Source organism: Acinetobacter sp. CIP A162, from assembly GCF_000367905.1.
In the GTDB taxonomy this organism is placed as follows: domain Bacteria; phylum Pseudomonadota; class Gammaproteobacteria; order Pseudomonadales; family Moraxellaceae; genus Acinetobacter; species Acinetobacter lwoffii.
The window spans coordinates 194096-211616 of sequence record NZ_KB849159.1 but is presented as its reverse complement, the minus strand read 5'-3'; the positions used below and the strand labels follow the sequence as shown (position 1 = coordinate 211616).

Below are 17521 nucleotides of genomic sequence, written 5' to 3'. Positions count from 1 at the left end.
ATTTTTAAGTAAAAAAAAACACCAGCATTAAGCTGGTGTTTCATTTTGAAGAGGAGCCACAATCTCTTCGCTTTGTTGTACTTCGCTTGGGTCTGCAGTGAAATGATTCAAAATCACAATACTCAATAGACCAATCGCAATCACGCTAAATACTAAGCTCAATCCGATGATTTCACTACCGAAGCCAACCAATGCCGGTCCAATCAATGAACCTGTATAGGCAAATACCGATACATAAGACAATGCCACATGTGAAGCCAAAGTTTTCTGACGTCCTGCACGGGAAAACATCAGCGGTACAATATTGGCACTACCTAAACCTAAAATCGCATAACCTACCAATACCACCTGCCAGACTGGGGCAAAAACCACGGTTAATAAACCGGTTGCAGCCAAGAGTGCGCTTAATAGAATTGTATTTTTTTCACCAAACTGCTGAATAATCAAGTGACCGCTAAAACGTCCCAACACCATCAAACCCGCAAAGAAACTATAAGCCAAACCGGTTTGCGCCGCAGGCAGGCTGAACTCAGTAGCAAGATAAATACCACTCCAGTCCATGGCGGCACCTTCCGAAAGGAAAGCCACAAAACAGATCAGACCAATACCTAAAATTGCCCAGGTCGGTGCTGCTTTTTTTACCGGTTGTTCTGGTGATGTTTCTTCTACCGCTGTTTTTGGCTCAGCACCCAAACTTAAAGGAACAGCGAATAAGGCAATAAGCAGCAAAATTACACTGACAATCACCGCACCGGTTAAAGGCGCCAAGCCAAGTCCCATTAACATGGTCATGCCCAGTACGCCTGCCAGACCACCTAAACTACACACTCCATGAAAACCCGACATTAAACTTTTACCGAGTTTTTTCTCAATCTGTGCAGCCTGGATATTGACAGTCACGCCCAAAGCACCGGCACTGGCACCAAAGAAAAACAGGCTGATTGCCATCATTAAATGATTCGGACTATAAGCCAGAGCAGGCAAAATAAATAAAAATGCACTGAGAATTACGGCCAAAACAGCACGGCAACCCAAGGCATTGGCCAGTCGACCGGCCAGCGGCATCGCCAGCATTGAACCGATTCCGGCACACAGCAATAACAGGCCAAAATCAGCATGATTTAATAACAGGCGCTGCTGTGCATATGGAATTAAGGGTGCCCAAGCCGCAGTACTAAAGCCCAAGCTAAAGAAGCATAACGCAGTCGCTATTTTCTGCCATAGATATGGTGATGGAGACTGAATTCGAGAAAGCAGTGTTTGATTGAACATTGTATTACCAAAAAAGAAGGCTCAGGCATCCATTACCGTTCATCCATAGAAAAACCCCACAGACTTATAGCTAGAATGTATAAGTTTGCGGGGCTGAATTTGCGTGAATTATAAACAGAATAAATTTAAATGGAATAGTTTTTAGACACGAATTTTAAGATTTTTTACAAGTGTCTGATTGTATAAAATTTATAGTTTTATGCTTTTATTTGCACAGGCTGATCGGTTTTTTCGCGGCCTGCTTAAGCTCAAGTTTTTGCAGAAAATGGGCAAAACCTGCAGCAATTTTTGAGCTAAGACGACTGCTGGTAGTGACTCTCAGCTGATTCGACCAGACAATCTGCGCGTCAGCTTTTTCTAAACGACGGATGAAATCGACATCTTCATGACAGTCCAGTTGCTGAAACCCATTGACCTGTATATAAGCCGAAGCTTTAAAACACAGGTTTGCGCCATGAACATGCCGATGTCCCATGCTGTCCTGATAATGTCGGAGATAAGCCTGACGGGTTTTCCGGCTTAAATGATCCCATTGATCCAGCTCAACCACACCACAAATCGCATCGGTGGGTTGATGCTGTAACATCATCTGAAACCAGTCACACTGTACGAATGAATCGGCATCGGTACAGCAAATCCAGTCACAGCCCTGCTCGATCATTTGCTGAATCCCCAAATGGCGTGCCTTACCGACATTTCGGAAGTCGCAGCTCATAGCCGGAATGTTCATTTGCTGAACTTTAAGTGCGGTGCTATCGGTACAATGGTCCAAGACCACGAGAATATGAATTTCAGGAAGATTTTCTATTGTTTTAAAGTATTGAAAAAAATAAGTTTGTGCTGATTTTAAGGCTAACAGGCAGCGTTCGATATAGGCTTCTTCATTACAGGCCGGAATTACCACACCGATTTTTTTCATCTTAAGCCCTCCTGCTCTGCTACGGATTGCGCTGAATTCAGCCACAGATCTATCAAAAAATCGGAGTCCTGCAAGCTTAAACGATGTGCATAGTTTAAATGCGCTTTGAGATACTGATGGACATCTTCACCATTTAAGCTAAATCCCGAGATCGGCGCGCGCCAATGACAACTCAAGATACATCCGCCCGGTTCCAGCGCAGTATGCAACCATGTCAGCACCTGTTGCAGTGCAGTCAGGTTCAGATAATATAAAATCTCACTGACGACAATGAGCTGAAATTTTTGTTTGGGCAACTCATCTGGTACGATATGCTGTAGAACCTGTACATGCTGATAAGCTTGTAGACGCTGCTGTGCCAAGTGGATCGCAGTATCATTGGCATCCAGACACATTAAGCTATTTGTCCGCTGCGCCAGTTCCTGACTGAAGATGCCGTTACTGCAACCAATTTCAATCGCGGAGTCAAACTGCAAGCTTGGCAAGACCGCCAGACAAATCTGCCGTTTGCGCTGTTCATACCAACGCTGTTCATATTGCCAGGGGTCTCCCTGATTCAGTGCATATAAGGCATCGAAATATTCCTGATCATAGGCTGCTTTACTGTTCATACAGATATACCTCCCAGGGCTGTAAAATACGTTGCAATGCCTGCTCTGGCAGAATCGGTGATTCATCTATTGTCGGATCAAGCTCGATCTGGCTCTTAAAACACCGCGCAGCTCGAGACTTATATTGTAATTCTTCCTCAGTTAATTTGAGTTGATGAGCGACGGTCCAGGGAATTCTGGTATCTCCAGGTGTTGCCCAATGCCATGCCCAAATCAGGACCTGAATACAGGTTAAATTAAGCTCAGTGGCCAGCTGCTGTGTGACCTGCCCCGTAATTTCATGATCTGGATGTCCATCATGAACAAATGTGCTAATTAACACATCATTCGGTTGCAGATAAGATTGCAGGTGCTGTTGCAACACATCCCGCTGTTCGGCCACCTTGCCATCTTGAATATCTAAAGCGATCCGCAAAATATTCTGTTTTAAAGGTAACGCTTCTAAAGCTGCTCGCGTTTCAGCAGGACGAATCTGGTTCAACTCTTCGGGAGTATACAGACTAGAGCCGGGATGACTGGCTGTCCCATTGGTAACGGCAAAAAGTATGATCTGATAGCCAAGTTTGTCCAGACGCTGAATCAGGCCTCCACAGCCCAAAATTTCATCATCAGGATGAGGGGCAATGATGCAGACTCTGGCATCTAGAGGAATAACCTTAGGAATATCAAATTCCGGCATCTGTTGCAGGATCTGACAGGAACGCCATTCTTCAAGTCTTGTGCCTTCACCATGGATGACACGATCCCCTACAATCTCATGTCTTATAACGTCCATAATTGTTCCTCCTGTGCAGTCAGCTCGCCAATCCGCTCCAAGTCAAATGCAGCATGACTTTGACGAATAAATACCGGAAGATCTGCTGCAAGCCGAGCGAAATGCGGATGCTCACAATACGGCCCAGCACCAAGTGCCTTACCTACATGAGTTAGTACATTTAAGGCAGTCGCTTCCACCTGAGCACGTAGGCTACGAATCTTTAACTCATGTGCGTGTTGCGGTTGCTGATCAATCAATTCAGCAACTTGATAAAATAAGGACTGTGTCGCTAAAAGCTCCCGACTAATTTCACCGAGATACATGGCTTTATAGGCATGCGGTTTGAGCAAGAACGTCTGCCTTAAATATTCAGCCAAACGCACGGTTGCGCCATACCAGCACGCAGCCACACCTGCGGCACCGTGCCAGAATCCGGGCCGATCCAGATAGGCATCCGGAGCTGCGACTTTTTCTACCTCGACCTGATCCAGTTCCAGCCGGGCAGTCACGGTATGCTGCATGCCCACTGCCTGCCAGGCATCCTGATGATGCTGAATGCCTTCTTGCGACAAATCTAGAATCAGTAATTGGGATTGTTGCTGCTCATCACGGTGAGTCAGCAGACCGTGTTGCACCCAGACCGATGCAGAACACCAAGGCTTAATTCCGCTTAGCTTTCCTGCTTGCAATGTTAAAGGTTTGGGTCCACCTTCTGCCGCCCATACTGCCCATAGGCCTTTTTGTTCTACCGGAATATTCAATTCATGCAAAATGGCCAAGGCGTCCAGATGGGATTCAAACAATTTGCCTAGGCTCAGATTGCTTGCCGAAACCTGACTAAGCATCTGCCAGCGTTTTAAGGTGGCTCCGGAAGCGGGATAAGGCACCTGATCGGAAATCGCCACCAGTTCCATTAAAGTGTGCTGAATTTTTTCTTGTAGCTCCAGAGGAGAGTTTTCAAATCTTTGTAATATTGAACCGAGGTTCTGCATGCGGTTCCTCATAAAATACGGATAATGTTGTTGTGTTTTTAAAGTCAGTTAATGAGAAAGCTTGCGCATTTGTTTTAAACGTGTGGTCAGCCCTAATACCTTACGCCGTGTATTAATCTCTTCTTCATTGAAACAGAGTTGCTGCATCAGTTCAGTTAGAGGCAAATGATTATGCTCAATGAGATAGATATCCTGCTCTCTGCTCCATTTGGTTTGTTGTGCTTGAGCCAACAACTTTTTGACATCCGGTCTCACCATCTCTTCATCCATTTTAAAACCATCAGGATAGAAGCCGGAGCCTCTATCCTCTAAAATATAAATTAGATCGTTTAGGCAGGAATTGCTTCTGCAATCGCTTCACGCGCCCAGACACGATGGTTCAGGATCAAAGTCTTGAAGCTATCTTGTACTGCTGCAAACTGTCCGTTTGCCAGAGTTCCTTCATCGCTAACCAAGCGTAAATGTTCAATCAGCTTGCCTTTATCGCCCAGGAACACGATTGGTTTTAAATGCTTGTAGGCTTCCAGCAGATAATGAGTCGCCACACCATCTTTCATCACCACATCGTAATTATCACCGTCAGCAATCACCACAGCATCATAGGCGATGGATGGCTCGGCTTTTTGCATACCATCGGAAGGAATCACCCCACCTTGCAGACCCAGTACCGGACCCGGTTTTGGGGTCAGTACATCGACCACAGCACCTTCTGATTCTGCCCAGGCTTGAACAGCTTTGATACTCGCCTCATTGGCCTTGTCGTGCACCAGTAGCGCAATTTTGCGTGCCTTAATATCTTCAGGTTTGAATGCCTCGAAAGATAAGCGTGGTGAAATCTGCACCTCTGGCAATTTTGCTGCTTTTTTCTCTGCTGGAATTTCAATACCCAATTGGTCAGCAACCTGCTGTGCCAAATCCAGATCGATATTGCAGAGCACTTCAAGCACTTCACGCTCACGAATATATTTGCGCTCCACCTTGCTCAGCTCGAAGACATAGGCATCGACAATATGCTTTTGCTCATGCGGCGTCTGGCTGCGATAGAAAAGACGGGGCTGACTAAAGTGATCACTGAATGATTCGCTACGCTGACGGATCTTGTGTCCATCAATACGTTCCTGATAGCTTTCAAAACCACCGCCTTGTGCTGCTGGCGGGGTTTCAGCCGGCCAGTTATTGTCAATCGAGTTCGGCTCATAACTGGCTTGACCAGTATGTACAATACGCTGATGTAAACCATCACGCTGGTTATTGTGGAATGGACAAACCGGCTTGTTGATTGGAATCTGGTGGAAATTTGGACCACCTAAACGGCTAAGCTGGGTATCGGTATAGGAAAACAGACGTGCTTGTAATAATGGATCATTGGTAAAATCCAGTCCTGGCACAATATGTCCCGGACAGAATGCTACCTGCTCGGTTTCACCGAAGAAATAATCAACATTACGGTTAAGTACCATTCTGCCAATCGGTGTCACCGGCACCAGTTCTTCCGGAATAATTTTGGTTGGATCCAGCAAGTCGAAGTCGTACTTCATCTCATCTTCTTCTGGAACGACCTGTACACCAAGCTCCCATTCCGGATAGTTACCGGATGCAATCGCTTCATATAAGTCACGACGATGGAAATCCGGATCTTTACCCGCCAGTTTTTGTGCTTCATCCCAGACCAGTTGGGCGAGACCCTGTTTTGGCGTCCAGTGGAATTTCACAAAAACCGCTTTATTCTCGGTATTGATAAAACGGAAAGTATGCACACCAAAGCCTTGAATGGCTCTTAAATTACGTGGAATACCCCGATCCGACATGGCCCACATCACCGCATGTGCAGATTCAGGCACTAAGGAAACAAAATCCCAAAAAGTATCATGTGCAGATGCACCAGTAGGAATCTCGGTCTGAGGTTCAGGTTTGACCGCATGTACAAAATCCGGGAACTTGATCCCATCCTGAATAAAGAATACTGGGGCATCATTCGCCACTAAATCAAAGTTACCTTCTTCAGTATAAAACTTGGTCGCAAAACCACGAATATCACGTACCGTATCTGCTGAACCACGCGGGCCCTGTACGGTAGAAAAACGCACAAATACTGGCGTTTGTACACTGGTATTAGTCAGGAAGCCTGCCTTGGTCAGTTTTTCATTCCCCGGATAAGCCTCAAAATAGCCATGTGCGCCGACACCGCGGGCATGCACAATACGTTCTGGAATTCGCTCATGGTCAAAATGGGTAATTTTTTCCCGAAGAATAAAATCTTCGATCAAGGTCGCACCGCGAACCCCTGCCTTGAGACTGTTCTGGTTATCGGAAATTTTAACCCCTTGATTGGTGGTGAGTGCCTGCTCGGTCGCATCACTGCGATATGCGTCGAGCTGCTCACTTTTTTTATTGGTATTTTGTTTGTCTAAACCGTCTTTACCAGTCGCGGGGCTATTGGCCTTAATTTTCATGATGTATTCCTTGCTGAGCTTGAGTTTAGTGCAGATATTTTTGGTCTATCTCAAAGTCGCTTGAGCTGATATGTTGCATGGCTTGACCAATCAAACTCATCCCGCAAGTCAATCTGCTACAGCCGATCCTGTATCAGCCTCATATTTCTTCTGAATTCTGAATATGCTGACTCGAAGCATTTTTGCTTTTCTGGGAATATTGTTATTGGTTTCGCCTGTGTCCTAACATAACTGCATTTGAGAAAGAGATTTATTATTGTTTGTAGTGCCTTGTTTAATTAAGGCAGCATTGTGTTATTTTTTATAAATTTCGGGTTTATTAGTGATTAAGATTTTAATCTAAGTTATTTGTTTAAAATAAAATTTTAAAATATTACAGAGATATTTTGAAATAAAGACTCAGTGGAGTGATATGTGATCTTGCTCATAAATAAGCGTCATAACCTAACACGATGTTTCAGTCCTGAAATGATTAGGACTTTTTTAGAAGTTCAATTTGCTATGAAAAATTAACGTGCTACCGCTGAAGATGGTCAGAACTTGACAGATTTAAATAGTTACAATCCCGCGCCCTGCTTATACATAATGACTAAACTTCCTGCCTTTATATTGATCTAATATCTATAACTTATAACCACTTAAATCTCTTAGCCTGTTAGATCAAATACAAAGTCATAGAGATCATTTCATCTCTTGGCTCGGGCTTCAGATACATCCGACTTTATTTTAATACACCGTATCGCGTTAAGTTTGAAGGAGTAAGAGCATGGCCTCTTCTAAAAAAGAATCTAAAGCAATGAAAATTGATATCGGGATTTCGCATGATGATCGCGCCAAAATTGTCGATGGTTTATCCAGACTTTTAGCAGACAGTTATACCCTGTATTTGATGACCCATAATTTCCACTGGAATGTCACCGGCCCCCAGTTCAACAGCCTGCACAACATGTTTATGACTCAATATACCGAGCAATGGAATGCGTTGGACATCATTGCTGAACGTATTCGTGCTCTAGGTTTTGCAGCACCCGGCACTTATAAACAGTTTGTAAAACTCACCTCCATTAAAGAAGTCGAAGGTGTACCTAAAGCTGAAGAAATGATACGTTTACTGGTAGATGCACATGAAACTGTGGCACGTACCGCCAGAAGTATTTTTTCGATCATTGAAGAAGCCAATGATCAGCCGACCGCTGACATTCTCACGCAAAGACTGGAAGTACACGAAAAAACTGCCTGGATGCTGAGAAGCAATCTGGAACAATAAAATCGGATCGAATCTTTGAAATCAGGCTTATTCACAGGATGAAATGGAAACTTGCGGTAGTGCCATTAAAGTTCGGCTTCATCCTGACGTTTATATTAGGGGGATTTATCGGCACTCAATGATTAGATCAAGCTAAAAGTCAGGATCATTAAAATTAAACCATCAAAATTTAAGGATGTAGGCAATCGCATACATCCTTTTTTAACAAACAGATTGTTTACAGATTATTTCAATCTCATATATGGCTATCATTTTTTGAAAGCTATAAATCTGAAATATCTTTTCGATCGCTTCAAAAAATTAGCCCTCCTGGCTCCTTACAGTACAGCTTAATCTTGAGGAGAATTGCTCGAATCACTTTCAATCCGGCCATCGACCAGATTGATGGTACGATCACAAGTGGCAGACAGGCGCGGATCATGCGTGACTAAAAGTACGGCGCAGTCGCGTTCACGATGCACTTTACGAAACAGTTCAAACATATCAGCCGCGGTCTGGGTATCCAGATTACCTGTCGGTTCATCGGCCAATAATAAGGCCGGCTCAGTAATCAAGGCCCGAGCAATGGCCACCCGCTGCTGCTGTCCTCCGGACAATTCATTCGGTTTACGCTCGGCAAATTTTTCCAGCCCCACTGCCGCCAGTAAATCACGTGCGCGTTGCATTGCCTGCTGATTCGGTTTGCCATGCGCCATCATTAAAGGCATGAGAATATTATCCAGTGCACTAAATGCCTGAATCAGATGGTGAAACTGAAATACAAATCCGATGCTGTTGCCGCGCAGCGCCGTACGGCCGGTATCATCCATCGCACTGGTAGGTTGTCCCAACAAATACAGCTCGCCACTCGTTGGTTTATCTAGCAGTCCCAGAATATTCAGTAAGGTACTTTTTCCAGAACCGGAAGGGCCAATAAGTGCAGCAAAGTCGTTGCGATCAATGCGCAGGTCAATGCCATGCAAAACCTCAACTTCATTGGGCTGTCCAATGTTATAAGACTTGCGTAGCGCTTCCAGACGCAGAACTTCCTGAGATTGCTCAGACATGACGAATCGCCTCCACTGGATCGAGTGCCGCGGCCCGACGTGATGGCACCGCTGCAGCCAGTACGCCTGTTAATGTCGCCAACAATAATGCCAAAATCACCAGTTCAATCGATATCGGAATATAGAATAATCCCGGACCAAAATTATTAAATACCCACACCAGGCCATAACTGACTATGCTGCCCAGCACTGAACCGAGCAAGCCGAAGATTGCGCCCTGAAACAGAAAAACCCTCAGGATTTGCGATTGGGTTGCACCTGTCGCCCGCAGAATACCAATTTCTCGGGTGCGCTGCACCACACTGACGGACATGACGCTGGCAATCCCGAAAGCCACCGAAATTGCGACAAAGACAATAATCATATTAGTCGACAGGCTTTGTGCAGTAATGGCATTCATCAGTTGTGCATTGGTTTCAATCCAGCTTTCGGCTTTTAATGAGGTCAGGCGTCCGACTTGTGCGGCAACCTGGTCTGCTTCAAAAATATTGGCAATGGTTAGGTCAATCACCGTTACCCCGCCTGGCAGGCCGAGTAAGGACTGTGCCTGCTTGAGATCCAGATATACATAACGCGCATCCAGTTCGCGCACACCCAGTTCAAAAATACCGGCAATATTCACCAAAGCACTGTTCTGTTGGCCAGTATCGAGTCGCAACTTGCTGCCGACCTGAACACCGAGGTCTTTGGCCAATTGACTGCCAATCAGTACATCATCCGCGCCGACCCGCAACTGGCCACTGATTAAATATTCTTTTAATGGAATGATCTGCTGATAACGTTCTAAATTCATCCCGACCAAGGCCACTGATTCGATCGCATCACCACGTTGTACAAAAGCTGGCCCCGACACCACCGGCGAGACGGAGGTCAGTACAGGCAACTGGTCTAGTGTTTCGGTAATCTGTTGCCAATTGTTAATCGAACGCAGGCGCTGTGCCCGTTTGTCTTCCTGCAATAATTGCACTGTTCCGGCGGGAGGTGACACAATCCGGTTGACTTCATCCGGTGACAGCAGACGAATATGAGCCTGTGTACCTAAGGTTCGTTCAACAATATTGGCTTGCAGCCCCTGAATCAACGCAGTGATAAAGACGATCACCGCTACGCCCACGGCAACCCCGATGGTGATCATGATGGACTGCGCGCGACCCTCGCGCAAAAAACTGACCGCGATTTTCCATTCGATCCAGAGCCGCCCGAATAAATTTTTCAATCGAAGTTCACCGGTAATTCATTTTTACTATTGGCCATATCAGCAGAATTCTGTAATGAACTCTGGTGTGGTTTTAAGCGAACTCTGGTGCCATCCTCCAATGAAGATTCGGCATCTACCAACACCTGATCACCCTCGCTCAACCCGGATTTCACTTCTGACATGGCCAGGCCACGCAAGCCCAAAGTAATCTGCTGACGCTGTATTTTTCCATCACGTACCATTAAGACCACGGCTTTATCTCCCTTGATACTGCTTAAAGCATCATTCGGAATAGCCAGAGCCCGTGCTCGTTTGGCCGTCTCGACATTCACCGATACCGTCATGTCCTGACGCAGAAAATCTGGTACGGGATTGACAGTTAACCTGACTTCTACCGTACCTCGCTGTGGATCGATACTTGGTGCAATAAAGTTAATCCGGGCCGGGAAAGACTGATCCGGATAGGCATCGCTAATTACGGTGGCATTTTGCTGCAAGGCGAGTTGCGGTAAATTCCGCTCATCTAGCGGTACCCGGATTTCTGTATTCCCTATTAACGCAATGGTAAATAAAGTTTGTCCCGGCTGAACCAGATCACCCGGCTCGACATCGCGTGTCAATACTGTACCGGCGACCGCCGCTCGAATCTTGGTTTTGGCCAGTTGCGCCTGTGCCACCGCCAGCTGTTCCCGAAGCGACGCTTCTTCGACTTGACCCGCAGCCAATGCGCCTGCTTTTACCCGGGCTGTCTCATAATTATTGCGCGCGACTCTTTCTGCTTCCACAGCCTGTTCGACTTCTTCCCTCGACAGGATGCCGGCTTCTGCATTACGTCTACGTGCTGCTTCTCGGCTGGCCTGCTCCAACTGGGCTTTGGCACTGGCCAGTTCTGCTGCAGCCTGTGGCCGTCGGCTGCTTGCCAATTCAGTCAATGCCAGCTCAGCCTGTCTGACTTGGGCCAGCAATTCATCCGACTTCAATACCACTAGCAGATCACCCGGTTTAACCTGATCGCCTTCCTGCACCAGACGTTGCAGAACCACAGCACTAATTTCACTGCCTACCTGGGCACGTGATACTGTCGCAACACGTCCGGTCGCAACAACATTTTGTACTAGCGGCATGGCACTCAGCGTATAACTAGGCACCACTGGCCCTTGCCACCAGCGAAATAGAGCAAACCCTACTGCCAGTAGCAATACGATAATGAGCAAAATTTTATAGCGGGCAGCGCGCAATGAGAATCTCCGGTTGATTCGTCTAATTTGAAATAAGAAAGTCAAAACTGTATTTGTTTTTTTCCTAAGGTTTAATTTACAACAAGTTTCTAATTGGAATTATAGGTATTTTGTTGAGTTTGAAAAGAATGTTGAGTTCCTGTCCACTTTTTTGAGCTAGCTTAAGTCGGTGTCAGTCAAGTTCATCTATGGCAGATCCAGACACGGAATCAAGTAACAGAAAATTGTATTAAGTTTAAGGAAATGGAGATGTGATCAAAAAACAGGCTAGATCATGATAGAGCTTGCCTGTTCAATCGTTTGGGTGTTAATTGAATATTAGTTAAATATTAGACCGTACGACGCAATGGCTGATCACGCTGCGCCAGACTTTCGCCCATTGGCACGAGTCGTCTATCAGGCTCAATCTTTTGCCAAGGCAGGTCATTCGGGTCTGCTTTCATGGCCCCAGGCGCTTTTGCGACTAAAATGGCAGCAGCCATGTCCTGAAAATCTGTACGAAAATGTACCGAGCTTTTCACTACAATAATTGATTTATCTTCAGGCACAACACCAAAAATTCTAAACATATTACGATCGAGCAACTGGGCTTTGTAAGAGCTGACTGCAATTTCAATACCGTCTATTTCCAGTAATATACTCGGGCCGATATCCGCCTCAACGCCATGCATCATGGGTCCGCCATAGCTGAATTTTCCATCGCTATAGGCTTTGATTTTAAATTCAGCGCTAAATGGGGCATCCCCGACAATACCCGATGTTCCACCCAGTTGCGCATAAAAATGCTGACCAAGCTCAAACTGATAGGCTTGTTGCACCACCGCGGGATCGACAATGAGGCCAATCAATGCATTTTTAACCGGATGTCGATATAGCGCCGATAACATCCCGGTTGTATTCGAATCGCCACTAGCTCCCGGATTATCCTGAGTATCGGCAATCACCACGGGTTTGGCCGAATAATGCTGTTGATAAAGTTGAATTGCCTGCTGCACGGCATGATCTGGTGATAAAAAATCCATATTCCAATGCGCTTCTTGTTGCAGCACATGGTCGATATAGCGTTGCATGGCCTGATCTAACTGCTCAGCGTTTTCACTATAGCCCCAGATACAACCGCCACATTCCTCAAAATCTGCCGCCGGAAAACCCGGCGTAAAATTCATCTGGACAGGATTATTTTGTTCTAGCTGTTCGAGTAAATTCATACAAGACTGGGTAGGTTCCAGCTCGGTACATTGTGCATTCAACGCAATCAAAAACGGTAGCTTGTACATTTTCTTATACAGTTTTTTGCCCTCGAATATTTGATTCAGCAGTTGGGCACAGCGTTGTCCAGTTTGGGCCATATCTACATGCGGATAAGTCCGATAGCAAATCAATGCATCACTATGAGCAAACATCGCTTGCGTGACATTGGCATGGAAATCCAGACTGGCAATTACCGGAATGTCCGACCCGACTGCTTCACGAACCCGTCTTAAAAATTCCCCTTCACCATCATCCACCTGTTCACTAACCATGGCACCATGCAGATACAGATACACCGCATCTGCCGGATGCTGCTGGATGCTTGCAATAATTTCATCACAGATCCGTTGGTAAGTGTCCTGCTCTACATGCGCTGAAGGTGAAGTGCCAGCCCAGATTACCGGCAAAAGTTGATAACCGAATTGTTCTGCTTGTTGAATAAAACCGCCAATCGGAATGTTCTGTTCCCGAAATTTCAGGACATCTGCGCCGCGGCTAAGCGGAGGAAATCCCCCGCCCTGGACAAAATCCACATATCTTGCTTTGGTCGGGGCAAAGGTATTGGTTTCATGTTGAAAGCCCGCAATGATGATTTTCTTCATATCTTGAATCCTTCCTATGCTGCATGATTGATTATTTATCGACGATTAAGGCAGCGCGTGTTACTTGCTGGGAAACAACTTGCTTTTTCAGTCTGAAGGCATAGATCAGGAAAGTGCCTCCGAGCATCATGATCACAGCAATCGTGAACCAGCCTGCCAGCATGGAACCGGTCATTGACTGCGCCATGCCCATAATATTTAGACTGACAAAACCACCGAGTAATCCGATACTGTTAATCAGGGCAATTCCGCCTGCTGCCGCACTACCGCTTAAGTATTTCGATGGAATCGACCAGAAAATGGTATAGGCACTAAACATAAAGGCCGTTGCGGTACAGATCGCAATAAAGGACAGCAGGAAATTCGCACTCATCACCGACAACATCAAGCTGACTCAGGCCAATACCGTCGGCACTACACAATGCCATTTCCGTTCCTGCCATTTGTCCGAGCTGCGGGCAAAAATGATCATGAAAATTGCACCGCATAAATATGGAATCGCCACCAGCCAACCAATCATCTGCAAATTTTGGATACCGCCCGACTTCAGTAAAGATGGTAGCCAGAAGCCAATCGCATAGATCCCACAGATAATGGTGAAGTAGGCCAAGGCCATGAAATAAATCCAAGGATCCTTTAATACCGCTTTAAAATTACTATGACCAGTGGCAGACTGATGTTGGGAAATTTCTTTCACCAATAAGGCTTTGTCCTCTTGGGACAGCCATTTTGCTTGTGAGGGATGATCAGTTAAATAAAAGTACGCTACGCAGCCCAACAGCACGGTCGGCACAGCTTCTAATAAAAATAACCATTGCCAGCCAGAAAGATTATAAATCTGATGGAAAGTACTCATAATTTGTGTCGATAACGGTGCGCCTAACATGCCAGCAAGCGGCCCGGCCAGCATGACAATCGCCATGACACGTGCCATGCGTGCACCGGAATACCAATAGGTCAGATAGAAAATCATGCCCGGGGCAAAACCGGCTTCGAATACGCCTAGTAAAAAGCGCAAGACATAGAACATCTGCGGGGTGGTGACAAATAGCATCGACATGGAGGTCAGGCCCCACAAAATCATGATGCGGGTAATGGTTTTTCTGGCGCCGACTTTTTCAAAATACAGGTTGGTTGGCACTTCAAACAGGACATAACCTAAAAAGAATATGCCGGCTGCCATGCCATAAATTGCATCGTTAAAGCCCAGCTCCTGCTGCATTTGCAACTTGGCAAATCCGATATTGATCCGGTCCAGATAAGCAAAGAAATAACACAGCAATAAAAATGGCAGCAGGCGCCAGCTTACTTTCTTGTAAATCTGGTCTAACCGTTGTTGACGGGAGGTGATTAAATCCATCTAAAACTCCTTTTTATCTAGATCTTCTTATTGTTCAAAACCCATGTAAGCATGCTCCTGACTTGATAACAATGTAATTTTTTAGGCATACTGATGCTTTAAAAGCATCAGAGTTTTTATGGACAGAAACTTGCAATTCCTTGCGCCACTGAACGGAATCAATGAAAAGCGTTTACGCTATTTCTATACGGTGATGATGTTTGGCTCGATGCGTAAAGCAGCAGACATCCTGAATATCGAACAGTCTGCCATGAGCCGACAGATTCAACTCTTTGAATCTGAACTAAAAATAAACTTATTTAAACGTAAGGGACGGCATATTATTCCGACTGAAGCTGCCTATCTGGTACTTGAGTATTTCAAGGAAAATAAAAATCGTGAAAATGAATTATTTGACAGTTTATTTCAGCTGCAATCTTCTCAACTCGGCAAAGTGAACATTGTTTCTAGTGAAAGTTATATGCAACACATGATTTATGATGTACTTCGACATGTGCATCATAAATATCCAAATCTTGAAATCCAGTTAGAATTAATGAGTGCCCAACATGTGGTACGACATATCGTGGACAGCCTGGCGCATATTGGACTGGCGTATAATCCCCCATTTCATACAGACATCAGCACTATTGCCCATAAAATAGAACCTTTTATTGTGGCTGTTCCTGCCGGTCATCCTCTTGCCAAGCTCAAGCATCGCATTTGTCTTTCCGAAATTTCAGCCTATAAATTTGCCTTAATGCCCGTAGGGCATGGTTTCCGTCAGTTACTCGACAGTGAAATGGTGCGCTTACAAGTAAACCTGAATATTGGCCTGACCACCAACTCTATTTATGCTCTAAAAAACTATGTTGTGGCTGGACATGGGATTTCCGCCATGCGCTATGCAGATATTGCAGATGCAGTCAAAGAAGGTCAGGCCGTTGCTTTAACTATTGATTCCGAGCTGTGCAACATGGCTCAGACCCAATTGATGGTACGTAAAAATACCCATTTGTCAGAGTCGAAGCATTTATTGATTGAGCGTATTCGCTCTAGTTTTGATTTGATTTTTTAAATCGCTTATAAAATTTAGGCAATAAAAAAGCCACTTAAATAAGCGTCTGATTTATAACAAGAATTTTGGTGGAGGTGGCGTCAATTGAACTCAAAACCTAACTCATTCATTTTAAAGCTCTTTTGTTGAATAAAAAAATTCATTGACCCAATTTTGACCCAAATTAGATTTAGTGCATTGAATCACTTTAAAATCTTGTTCAAATCCGAATTCAGGATTTGAAGTGGCGTACTGACATTATAGCAGAAAATTACACCTAAAAATAAATGAAATGTTATAACATTACAATTAGCTCATTATGATATTAATAATCACATCCACCTCAGTATAGTTCAATTTTTTAATTTGTACTTTTGCTTAGGACTCTTAGGCTTATCAGGAAAGGTGCGTTCAATCACACCGGCTTCTAATGCTGGAGTTAAATAATTTTTTTGGAATGTTGCTCGATGGGACAAGTCTAATAGAGCCATAAGCTCAGCTAAGCTATATTCCTTCTGCTCCATCTTCTGGACGAGACGTTTAACTTGATCGCTAACTTGTACGCTATCTTGAGCGGTATCTTGATCGCTGGCATCAGAACTGAGTATTGCATCTAAAATCATCTGCAAAATAAACTCAATAAAAGGTGCTGAATCTGAGCGATCTGTGCTCGCTTGCAATGCATCGTAATAAGCTTTTTGGTTTTGATAAATCAAGCTTTCTACAGGGATATTGAGAAAAATTGGATTCCACTGGCTTAAGATTAAAGTTTGCCATAAACGTCCCATACGCCCATTGCCATCAGCAAATGGATGTATAAACTCAAACTCATAATGAAATACTGAACTCTGAATCAATGGGTGCTCATTGCCTTCAGCCAACCACTGCAATAATTCTCCCATTAAGCGATGCACTTGATTTGCAGGCGGAGCCATATGCACGACTCGATCCCCTGACATCACACCAACACCGCCATGGCGATACTGTCCAACCTCATCAATCAGTCCTGTCATCAATATTTGATGTGCTTTCAGCAAATGTGTTTCTTGATCAGGGTTCCAATTTTGAATTTCTTCATATGCTTTTAGGGCATTACGGACTTCTTGAACTTCTTTAGGTGGCGCGATAATGGTCTTGCCATTCAGGATCGCTGTGATTTGCTCTGTACTCAAGGTATTCCCTTCGATCGCTAAAGACCCTTGAATCGTTCGGATACGATTTGCTTTTCGCAATTTAAGGCTATCTTGAATTTGGGTTAATGCAGTCAAACGCCCTATTGATTCACTAATTTGTGCAATCAAGTGAATAATTCTAGAGGTGATCGTATAAGGCGGTTGATATCTCATGCCATTCCTCATTGATGTAAAAACAAAGCACAGTTGATTAAACTCTAAAATATTAATATTGCATAGCTTAATGAGTAATATCTGCTATTAACCTGCTTATCTTTTCTGAAACAGTGAGATAACTCATCGCTATTTCTTTTAAAATAAACCTATGCATTCTCGTTAAAATACGT

16 protein-coding genes are annotated in these 17521 nt (G+C 44.7%); 2 read left to right on the top strand and 14 right to left on the bottom strand.

Annotation, left to right across the window (positions count from 1 at the left end; all coding sequences use genetic code 11):
• Positions 1 to 27: 27 nt before the first annotated feature.
• From F995_RS07325 to katE, 7 genes are all read right to left on the bottom strand, one after another.
• Positions 28 to 1272 carry an MFS transporter gene (locus F995_RS07325; protein ID WP_004646206.1) on the bottom strand — a complete coding sequence of 415 codons (1245 nt, stop codon included), beginning with the start codon at positions 1270 to 1272 and terminating at the stop codon, positions 28 to 30.
• A gap of 205 nt (positions 1273 to 1477) precedes the next feature.
• Positions 1478 to 2191: a glycosyltransferase family 2 protein gene (locus F995_RS07320; protein WP_004646205.1), complete on the bottom strand. Its 714-nt coding sequence runs from the start codon at positions 2189 to 2191 to the stop codon at positions 1478 to 1480.
• Positions 2188 to 2802 (bottom strand): class I SAM-dependent DNA methyltransferase, encoded by a 615-nt coding sequence (locus F995_RS07315; RefSeq protein WP_004646204.1) that lies wholly within the window; start codon positions 2800 to 2802, stop codon positions 2188 to 2190. Before F995_RS07315 ends, F995_RS07320 begins: the two co-directional genes overlap by 4 nt.
• Positions 2792 to 3577: a PIG-L deacetylase family protein gene (locus F995_RS07310; RefSeq protein WP_004646203.1), complete on the bottom strand. Its 786-nt coding sequence runs from the start codon at positions 3575 to 3577 to the stop codon at positions 2792 to 2794. The genes F995_RS07315 and F995_RS07310 overlap by 11 nt, the downstream gene beginning before the upstream one ends.
• Positions 3565 to 4551, bottom strand: a complete 987-nt coding sequence (locus F995_RS07305) for a hypothetical protein (protein ID WP_004646202.1) — start codon at positions 4549 to 4551, stop codon at positions 3565 to 3567. Before F995_RS07305 ends, F995_RS07310 begins: the two co-directional genes overlap by 13 nt.
• Before the next feature lie 48 nt (positions 4552 to 4599).
• Positions 4600 to 4809 (bottom strand): hypothetical protein, encoded by a 210-nt coding sequence (locus F995_RS07300; protein WP_004646201.1) that lies wholly within the window; start codon positions 4807 to 4809, stop codon positions 4600 to 4602.
• Positions 4810 to 4880: 71 nt separating this feature from the next.
• On the bottom strand, positions 4881 to 7004 hold the full coding sequence (katE, locus tag F995_RS07295; protein WP_004646200.1) for a catalase HPII: 2124 nt from the start codon (positions 7002 to 7004) through the stop codon (positions 4881 to 4883).
• A 766-nt stretch (positions 7005 to 7770) separates the two neighbouring features.
• Between katE and F995_RS07290 the strand changes: the two genes are divergently transcribed.
• Entirely contained in the window at positions 7771 to 8271 is a 501-nt protein-coding gene (locus F995_RS07290; RefSeq protein ID WP_004646199.1) for a Dps family protein, read from the top strand.
• 329 nt (positions 8272 to 8600) lie between these two features.
• Here the strand turns inward: F995_RS07290 and F995_RS07285 are convergent, their stop codons facing one another.
• The 6 genes from F995_RS07285 to F995_RS07260 all read right to left on the bottom strand — a co-directional run bounded on the left by F995_RS07285 (position 8601) and on the right by F995_RS07260 (position 14966).
• On the bottom strand, positions 8601 to 9317 hold the full coding sequence (locus F995_RS07285; protein ID WP_004646198.1) for an ABC transporter ATP-binding protein: 717 nt from the start codon (positions 9315 to 9317) through the stop codon (positions 8601 to 8603).
• Positions 9310 to 10533 (bottom strand): ABC transporter permease, encoded by a 1224-nt coding sequence (locus tag F995_RS07280; protein WP_004646197.1) that lies wholly within the window; start codon positions 10531 to 10533, stop codon positions 9310 to 9312. The genes F995_RS07285 and F995_RS07280 overlap by 8 nt, the downstream gene beginning before the upstream one ends.
• The gene (locus tag F995_RS07275) at positions 10530 to 11753 is read right to left on the bottom strand and encodes an efflux RND transporter periplasmic adaptor subunit (protein ID WP_004646195.1); all 1224 of its coding nucleotides are present in this window, start codon (positions 11751 to 11753) and stop codon (positions 10530 to 10532) included. Before F995_RS07275 ends, F995_RS07280 begins: the two co-directional genes overlap by 4 nt.
• Before the next feature lie 329 nt (positions 11754 to 12082).
• Positions 12083 to 13606, bottom strand: coding sequence for a M81 family metallopeptidase (locus tag F995_RS07270; protein WP_004646194.1), 1524 nt, complete (start codon positions 13604 to 13606; stop codon positions 12083 to 12085).
• Between the two features lie 31 nt (positions 13607 to 13637).
• The gene (locus F995_RS16980) at positions 13638 to 13991 is read right to left on the bottom strand and encodes an MFS transporter (RefSeq protein ID WP_004646193.1); all 354 of its coding nucleotides are present in this window, start codon (positions 13989 to 13991) and stop codon (positions 13638 to 13640) included.
• Between the two features lie 9 nt (positions 13992 to 14000).
• On the bottom strand, positions 14001 to 14966 hold the full coding sequence (locus F995_RS07260; protein WP_004279327.1) for an MFS transporter: 966 nt from the start codon (positions 14964 to 14966) through the stop codon (positions 14001 to 14003).
• A 118-nt stretch (positions 14967 to 15084) separates the two neighbouring features.
• On the opposite strand from F995_RS07260, the gene F995_RS07255 reads away from it, so the two are divergent.
• The gene (locus F995_RS07255; protein ID WP_004646192.1) at positions 15085 to 16023 is read left to right on the top strand and encodes a LysR family transcriptional regulator; all 939 of its coding nucleotides are present in this window, start codon (positions 15085 to 15087) and stop codon (positions 16021 to 16023) included.
• A gap of 332 nt (positions 16024 to 16355) precedes the next feature.
• Here the strand turns inward: F995_RS07255 and F995_RS07250 are convergent, their stop codons facing one another.
• Complete coding sequence (locus F995_RS07250; RefSeq protein WP_004646191.1) at positions 16356 to 17348, bottom strand: Fic family protein; 993 nt, start codon at positions 17346 to 17348, stop codon at positions 16356 to 16358.
• Positions 17349 to 17521 lie beyond the last annotated feature (173 nt).